Below are 8251 nucleotides of genomic sequence, written 5' to 3'. Positions count from 1 at the left end.
CAAAACTTAAACTTTTTGAATAATTGTAACAACTGCCAAGGCTGATCAACTGTTTGTATTCGAACATGCCGAAGAGACACAGATCATCCTGCATGGTTGGAAGAGCGCGCCATAAAAAGCCGGATTTAAGCATTACAAACGGAGAAAGCCTGAAGTCGTAATTGATATAAGAATTAAAATATCTCTTATAAGTAATTGGAGCAACAACAGGATTTACTGCGGAGTTAAACATTTGACAAGTTGCGAACCCAATGTTGAGTTTTTTATGGGTAAACGTAATGCCTAAAGAACCATCCGGGGAAATGGAATTGCCATTGGCTGTAGCTGAAGGAGCTGTAAACCCGGTTTGAGCAAAACCTAACGCAATTCCGGTTGATACGTATGTATTTTCAGCAAGCTTGATCTTATAGGCATAGTTTGCATAAGCACGGGGTTTGTGAATATATGGTCCGTCTTTTTCATTGTAAAAATACAGACGAAGCACGTGGTTGTTGGGCTTACTTACATTGAATACTCTTGTGAAGGCAAAGTTTAATGTCGATATCTTATTTAAAGCACCTGTACGTGTTTTATAAGAAAGGCTAAGGTTCATTTTAACTTCTTCAGGAACATAGGCAGGAGAAATTAAAGCCATATTGTTGAAATACGCGCCAAAAATATCCGGATAGACCGCCGCATGCTGGCTAAAGCCAGGTAGTGCCAGACAGGTACTTAATAAACTCAAATACGTTATGCGGATCAAATTCATGAATGCGAATACAGGAACGTCAAAAATATATTAATTTATTTAAATTCCGTTACTTATTTATTTTAGGGATGTATTTTGAATAGAGTGATCGTTAAGGAAGAGAATATAGTCTCCCTGATTAAATCAGGAAAGGATCGGGAGGTTGTGCCTGTTTTATATAAAAAGGTATATCCTCTCGTAGAGTATTATATTGTCCGTAATTCAGGAACGAAAGATGATGCTTCTGATGTGTTTCAGGATACATTACTTTTGTTCTATAAACAGATCATGCAGGACTCTTTTGATGAGAAATATAAAGTATTCGGCTATTTGTATAAAATCTCTTTATACAAGTGGATGAACAAGGCAAAGAAGAACAATAGAATTAAATTTGTTGACGGGATTGAAAATTTGGATTATCTCATGGTACATGAAACAACAAATGAGACTATCCCAAATCCGGATGAAAATATTATCCGGAAATTATTTTCACCCATAGGTGAGAAATGCATTGAGTTAATGACCTATACCACTTATTCCAGCTTGTTGCTTGAAGATATCATGTTGCGGATGGAATTGAATTCGGTTGCTGCTGTTAAAATGCAATTGAAGCGTTGTAAAGAAAAATTATTAAAACAGATTGAAGAAAATCCTTCTCTTATAAATCAATTAAAGAACAAATGAGCTTTAGTGCATTTACATATGATCAGATTGAAGCTTATTTGAATGGCGAAATGTCTTCCTTGGAACAGGCAGCATTTGAAAAGGAACTTTCAACAAATAACAATCTTGCTGAGCAGCTGGAAAAGCACAAGCTGGCAAATGCGTTGATCATCGAAAACCGTTTGTTATCAGTAAAAAATATTTTAGCTGAAGAAAGAGTCAAAACTGTTAAACAAACATTATATAAAAAATATGTATATGCAGCACTTGCTCTGGTAGCCGCAATCGGAACTACAGTTGCTGTACTGGTATATGCAAATAATAAAAAGGCTGATCCATCTCCGAAACAATCCGAAGAGCAACAGACGCAAGAAGGCGGTATTTTTTCAGAAAAAGAAAAAATAAATGCCATGCTGCCGGCAATATCTGAAAAAAGTTATCAGACACAAACACCTGAACCAACATATCTGCGTAAACAGGATGTGCAATTGATCGAAGAGCAACACCAATTAAATAAAGAATATAATACTGCTAAAGTTTCGCCGGATACGGTTAAAGCGCTTGACGCAGCACATCCTGGTAAAAGCGTTGAAACCTACGAAACTACAGACGTGTGTGCTGGAATTGCAATCAAGGCAGATGTGGGGACAACAGCAACCTGTTTACATGAAGCCGCCGGAAACATATTGGTACATAACATACAGGGCGGTGTAAAACCATATGTGGTTTCTATTATCGATACACATAAAGAAGCTGTTCGTAATGGAGAATTAGTTAAAGGTATTTATCAGGTTTATATAACCGATAAAAACGGGTGTCAGAAAATATATCCTGCCATTGAAATCACAGAGAAGGATTGTCCGAAGGATTATTCATTTAATCCTTTCGTTGGAGAAACCTGGATAATTGAGCCCCATAGTACTTCTGGTAAAATAGAAATTTATAATAAAGGGGGAGTATTGTACTATCAGGCAAATTTAGAGGCCCATGCATCCAATGAATGGACTGGTACCGGATTAAATAATCAAATTCTGCCTGGTTATTATATCTTTGTGATTAAGTATACAGATGGAACAAGTAAAAAAGGTTCTGTTACGATTGTACAGTAAATGAAAAAGTTTCTCTTATATATAGTTGTTCTTTTTGTTTCCTTCTCAGGGCAGGCACAAACCGTGCCTATTCCTGATCCTGCATTTTTAAGTTTTTTAAAAACGAATTTTCCGCAGACAATTGATAATAATACAGACGAGCTGATCATTAGTAAGGCAGCATTGGTTACCAGTAATCTTTCATGCCAGAATTGTAATATAACTAACCTGGAAGGTGTTCAATATTTCTCCCAGATAACAAAGATTAATTTTGCAAATAATCAAATCGTTTCCATACCATCTTTATTGCCGATGACTGCTTTGGAGACGGTACATTTGTATACTAATCAATTAACTGCAGCGCCTGATTTCAGAGGTATAAAAAATTTAAAGACAGTATTGCTCTATGAAAATCAATTGACGCTAATGCCTTTGTTCGGCAATAATCCGATCATAGAAGAGATCATTATTTCAAAAAATAAGATTACAGATATAACAAGCCTGGCTGGAGTGCCATCTTTATTAAAACTGGATGTAGGCGAAAATCAATTAACAGCTTTGCCTGATTTGAGTCAGAATATAAATCTGCAGGAATTGATCTGCTGGTCAAACCAGCTTGCTATTTTACCCGATCTGTCGAACCTTACCGCGCTTACCCGTCTGAATGCAGGAAAGAATAAACTGATAGTGACTCCGAATCTGAAAAAGAATACGCAACTGGCAATCTTAGCTTTAGATAATAATTATTTAACACAAGGTCCTGATCTGTCAGATATGAGTGGATTAACAGACGTGAAGCTGTATAATAATTATTTCTCTTTTGAAGATCTGTTGCCTTATACAACCATTGCAGGCTTTTCTACCAACTTTGATGTAACACCCATGCGCACACTTCCGGTGGACACAATCGAAGCATATTTTGCAGCGGATGTATATGTGAGTACTCATATTGACAGGACTGTATCGGGAGTAAATTATGTATTTCTTGAAAACGGCAGCACATTAGCAAATGCCGGTAAGGATAGTACGCTTATAACAGAATCTATCCAATCATATCGCTATGTGTATGCAAAGCTTACACATCCGTCTATACCGGCGCTTACACTGAATACAGATTCCATTGTTGTACATTTTAATGTTTGTCCTTCATCTGCAGCGGTTACCTATACAGCTGAAAAGCCTGATTGTGGCAGCTCAGGCAGTGTGCACATACAAGTACAGGGATATGTTCCTTCCGGTACAACCTACCAGCTAAAAAGCCTTTCACAAGGCATCATTGAAATTTATCCATTCAATAACATCAAAGGTTTGAATGATACAGCCTATGCACTTCAGATTAATTTTGCTCCTGGTTGTACATTGGATTATGCAAAAACACTTGAAATGCCGCATGCTGATTGCAAAGAAGTATTTATAACACCCAATGATGATGGCGACATGGATACCTATCTGCTGTCAGGTACCGGCTCAGCGGTGATCTATGATAAAAATGGGAAAGAAGTAAAGCGGGTTACGCTGCCTTATGAATGGAATGGCTATGCGGCAAACGGATTGGTAGCGCAGGGCTATTATATTGTTGTGATTAATGGCGGCAAAGACAAAGTTTACATCAGTGTTTTGTATTAGGTAGTTAAGTTGTCGTTATAAATAAAAAAGTCTCCCGACCCCGATGGTTATCGGGGTCGGGAGACTTTTTTATTCAGAATACTTTATTTAATAATTTGTAAGCGTTCAGCTTCCTGCTGCAGAATTGTTTTATCAATAGGGACTACACCAACCTGTTCACATACCAGACCACCTGAAAGATTTGAAAGCGCTGCCAGAACAGCCGGATGTGTGTGTGCAGCCGCGCATAATGCCGCGACACTAATAACGGTATCCCCGGCACCAGAAACATCAGCAATCTCCCTATGGTGTGCAGGGATATGCAGGTGTTCCTGTTTATCTGTCCAGTAAACACCTTTCTCGGATAAGGTTATTAATACACTGTCGCAGGACAAAATATTCATCAATGCGTCAACGGTTATTTCCAGTTCTTTGCTGTTGTTTAAATTGGCATCCGTTTTAATGCCTTCTTTTAATTCCTTGCGGTTGGGTTTAAATAAGCTGCAGTTTTTATAATGCAGGAAATTCCTTTTCTTGGGATCCACAACCGTTGGTATGCCTTTGGCATTGGCCTGTTGGGTTACATAGCCAATCAGCTCCTCGCTTAATACACCTTTGTCGTAATCTTCAAAAATGATTACATGTGCTTTTTCCAAAAGCGCATCAATACGGGCTTTCAGTAATTCCAGTTCAGATTTGTTGGTTACACGATCGTCTTCCTGGTCTACACGCAGCATGTGGTGCGCATTTGAGATGATACGGTGTTTGATGGTTGTTACCCGGTCTTTGCTGGAAACAATGCCTTCAGTCGGAAGATTATTTTCTTTCAGGATTTTAAAAAAATTAGAGCCGTCAATATCATCACCAACCAAACCGCAAAGCAATGGATTCGCACCAAGCGATTTTACATTCAGGGCAACATTGGCAGCGCCGCCTGGTCTGATCTCCCGCTTTTCAACCTGCAGGATAGGAACAGGAGCTTCCGGAGAAATGCGTTCTACTTTTCCCCATAAATAAGAATCGATCATCACATCGCCGATGATCAATACATTAAAAGTACGGAAGACCTTAAAAAGGTCTTCCGCTGATTGGTATTGAATTACTTTAGTTTTGCCAGGCATTCTTTAATACGTTTGATCGCCTCTGTGATGTTTTCGTCTGATGCAGCAAAAGAGATACGGATGTTGTTTGGAGAACCAAATGAATCACCACCTACTGTTGATACAAATGCATCATTCAGAATGAACATAGACAAGTCGCTTGACGTTTTAATTACCTGACCGTTTACTGATTTTCCTAAGTATGCACTTACATCAGGGAAGATATAGAAAGCACCCGCTGGTTTGTTGATTTTCAAACCTGGAATTTCTTTTAATAAGTTAATGATCAGATCACGTCTTCTTAAATAAGCTTCTTTCATTTTCAACGGTGCAGACAAGTCGCCTTGTAAGGCAGCCAAACCAGCACGCTGTGTGATCGAACATGTTCCTGAAGTAACCTGTCCCTGAAGTTTTTCAGTTGCTGCTGCAATGTATTTTGCTGCTGCAATGTAACCCAATCTCCAGCCGGTCATAGCAAAACCTTTAGAGAAACCGTTTACAGTTACAACCTGGTCCTTGATTTCATCAATAGAACCTAAGCTGAAGTTCTTACCTTCAAAGTTGATATATTCATAGATTTCATCTGCAATAGCAACGATCTGTGGATTCTTTTTCAAAATCTCACCGATAGCACGTAATTCTTTTTCAGAATATACTGAACCTGTAGGGTTGCAAGGAGAAGAATACATGATCGCACGGGTCTTCGGAGTAATTGCTTTTTCGATTTCTGCAGCTGTAACTTTGAAATCATTTTCAATTGTCCCCGTTAAAATTACTGATTTACCTTCAGCTAATTTTACCATTTCAGAATAACTTACCCAGTATGGAGCAAGGATGATTACTTCCTGGCCTTTATCAACAATAGCCTGAATAACGTTTGCTAAAGATTGTTTTGCACCTGTTGATACAACAATATTTTCCGCCGTTACCTTGATGTTATTTTCTTTAACCAATTTTTCAGCAATAGCAGCACGCAAATCAGCAAAACCTGCAACCGGGCTATAGGAGTGATATCCCTCATCAATAGCTTTCTTCGCTGCATCCATAACATGCTGAGGTGTTTTGAAATCTGGTTCACCAACACTTAAGCTTATTACCTTATTGCCCTGAGAAGCTAATTCTCTTGCCTTTTTTGTCATCGCTAACGTTTCAGATTCTGATAAAGAATTTACAACCGTTGAAAGCGTTTGAGGATTCGTAATTGTTGTCATGAGTTTTGTTAAATAAAATTTTTAAGCGGGTGTAAAATTAAGGATTTTTGTTGGTTTAACAGCTATCCGGCACAGAAAGTTTTATAAGAATAAATGATATGGTTTGATTTTAATATATTGATTAGTAGTTATTTGTAAAGATGTTTGTACATCTTTACAGTTACTTTGTGCGGATTTACCTGAATTGGAAGAAGAGGATGTTTGGACAATGAAAAACAGAAAGGTAATAAATGTGAGAAATCTGAATTAAAACAGCAGCTGATTGTGTAGAGTTGCAGGCGATAAGTGCTCTTCCAATGAACTGAAATTTGTATTTTGGTTTTGTGATAAAGCAATCAAAATTCCATTATCTTGTGTTATAATTTTTATCAGAACCGTAAATAAACGTTATGCAGTTGTGTATAACGTTAAGCTGCTAGCAATGTTTAAAATAGGAATTGATTTAGGCGGAACAAAAATCGAAACAATCATTCTGAATCCGGATGGCCTTGAAATATACCGGAATCGTGTATTGACCTTGCAGGAGCGTGGCTATGCAGCTATTGTGAATACGCTTGCAGAATGTTATTCAAATGCATTAACCGTGATCGGCGATAAACCTCATACATTTGGTATTGGTACTCCGGGCAGCATTTCAGGGAAAACAGGCTTGATGAAAAATTCAAATACCGTTTGTCTGAACGGAAAACCCTTGCACAAGGATCTGCAAAAACTGATTAACCGGCCGGTTGCCATTGAAAATGATGCGAACTGTTTTGCCATGGCCGAAGCAAAGATTGGTGCAGGAAAAGATCATGCAGTAGTTTTTGGTGTAATCATGGGAACAGGTTGCGGTGGAGGTATTGTGATCAGGCAACATGTTTTGAACGGATTGCAATCGCTGGGCGGAGAATGGGGACATATGACCATCGATCCCAACGGACCGAAATGCTATTGCGGCAAAAACGGCTGTGTTGAATTATATATTTCAGGTTCGGGTATTTCAAACCGTTATTTTGACCTCACAGGCAAACGTTTACCTGCAATACATATTTTAGAATCTGAACTTCCGGAAGCACTCGAGATCAAGGAATTGTTTTTTGAACAATTCGGACGGGCATTATCCAATGTGATATCGGTCATTGACCCTGATATTATTGTTCTCGGCGGAGGCTTGTCCAATTATGTGCCGCTTTATACGCAGGGCGTTGAACGGGTAGCAAAATATGTTTTCAGTGATGAGCTGGTTACACCGATTGTAAAGCATAAAACCGGCGATAGTGCCGGTGTATTGGGTGCAGCCTGGATCGGTATTTGAGTATTTTTTGCGCCAGTGTCCCCATCTGACTTTTTTAACAGGTTAACAGAGCATTGCCCGGGATTTCTTTTCCTGAAATAGTTTTTCACTTTGTACTTTCTTCACTAACTTCAATCTGGGATTATCTGAACTTTTATGAAAACTAACTTATTATTTACGTTTATTCTTTTTGCTTTTTTTACTGGATACACTTTTGCGCAATCGATCGAGTTATCCAGTGATTTCAGATTGGCAAGTCCGTTTCACGAACCAGATGGCGCAAACGATGTTGTGCGTCTGAAGGGGGGAGATTTTATAACCCTTGCCAAGCTAAAAGGCGGTATTGCCGGGAAAGCAGACTTCGCACTGGAGCGCAACCATGGCGGAAATTTTTCCGTGCTGTGGTCTAAAACAATCAGTGTAACACCGGTTGAAGAGTTTAAGGACATGTATTTCAACGGAAAGGATCTGATTATTCTCTCCGTCATCCACGACGAAGCTGCTAAACTTACAAAACTACTCAGCTATGGGTATAATGTACAGGATGGCACGGAACTATGGAAGAAGGAACTGGAATCTTA

Annotated in this window: 7 protein-coding genes and 1 pseudogene; 5 read left to right on the top strand and 3 right to left on the bottom strand. The window is 38.7% G+C overall.

All coding sequences use genetic code 11. The features are described 5' to 3' along the window. Positions 1–748 (bottom strand): type IX secretion system membrane protein PorP/SprF (locus tag ACTHJT_RS06335; RefSeq protein ID WP_440237157.1); only part of this gene is annotated, 748 nt, incomplete at its 3' end. 84 nt (positions 749–832) lie between these two features. Between ACTHJT_RS06335 and ACTHJT_RS06330 the strand changes: the two genes are divergently transcribed. The 3 genes from ACTHJT_RS06330 to ACTHJT_RS06320 are packed head-to-tail and all read left to right on the top strand — an operon-like array spanning position 833 to position 4104. Next, on the top strand, positions 833–1411 hold the full coding sequence (locus tag ACTHJT_RS06330; protein WP_440237158.1) for an RNA polymerase sigma factor: 579 nt from the start codon (positions 833–835) through the stop codon (positions 1409–1411). Then, positions 1408–2499, top strand: coding sequence for a gliding motility-associated C-terminal domain-containing protein (locus ACTHJT_RS06325; protein ID WP_440237156.1), 1092 nt, complete (start codon positions 1408–1410; stop codon positions 2497–2499). Before ACTHJT_RS06330 ends, ACTHJT_RS06325 begins: the two co-directional genes overlap by 4 nt. Further along, positions 2500–4104: a leucine-rich repeat domain-containing protein gene (locus tag ACTHJT_RS06320; RefSeq protein WP_440237155.1), complete on the top strand. Its 1605-nt coding sequence runs from the start codon at positions 2500–2502 to the stop codon at positions 4102–4104. Between the two features lie 83 nt (positions 4105–4187). Here ACTHJT_RS06320 and ACTHJT_RS06315 read toward each other — a convergent pair whose 3' ends face one another. Together ACTHJT_RS06315 and ACTHJT_RS06310 are read right to left on the bottom strand one after the other, a co-directional pair. Then, positions 4188–5204, bottom strand: a complete 1017-nt coding sequence (locus ACTHJT_RS06315) for a bifunctional heptose 7-phosphate kinase/heptose 1-phosphate adenyltransferase (protein WP_440237154.1) — start codon at positions 5202–5204, stop codon at positions 4188–4190. Next, entirely contained in the window at positions 5183–6394 is a 1212-nt protein-coding gene (locus ACTHJT_RS06310) for a pyridoxal phosphate-dependent aminotransferase (RefSeq protein ID WP_440237153.1), read from the bottom strand. Before ACTHJT_RS06310 ends, ACTHJT_RS06315 begins: the two co-directional genes overlap by 22 nt. Before the next feature lie 421 nt (positions 6395–6815). Here ACTHJT_RS06310 and ACTHJT_RS06305 point away from each other — a divergent pair, with 421 nt between their 5' ends. Together ACTHJT_RS06305 and ACTHJT_RS06300 are read left to right on the top strand one after the other, a co-directional pair. Continuing rightward, entirely contained in the window at positions 6816–7691 is an 876-nt protein-coding gene (locus ACTHJT_RS06305; protein WP_440237152.1) for an ROK family protein, read from the top strand. 135 nt (positions 7692–7826) lie between these two features. Further along, a pseudogene (locus tag ACTHJT_RS06300) lies at positions 7827–8251 on the top strand (hypothetical protein); the annotation flags it as partial.

The sequence above is a fragment of the Cytophaga sp. genome, assembly GCF_051961495.1.
Classification (GTDB): Bacteria; Bacteroidota; Bacteroidia; order Cytophagales; family Cytophagaceae; genus Cytophaga.
Note: the sequence above shows the minus strand (reverse complement) of the source record. Positions and strands in the feature narration are given on the sequence as shown.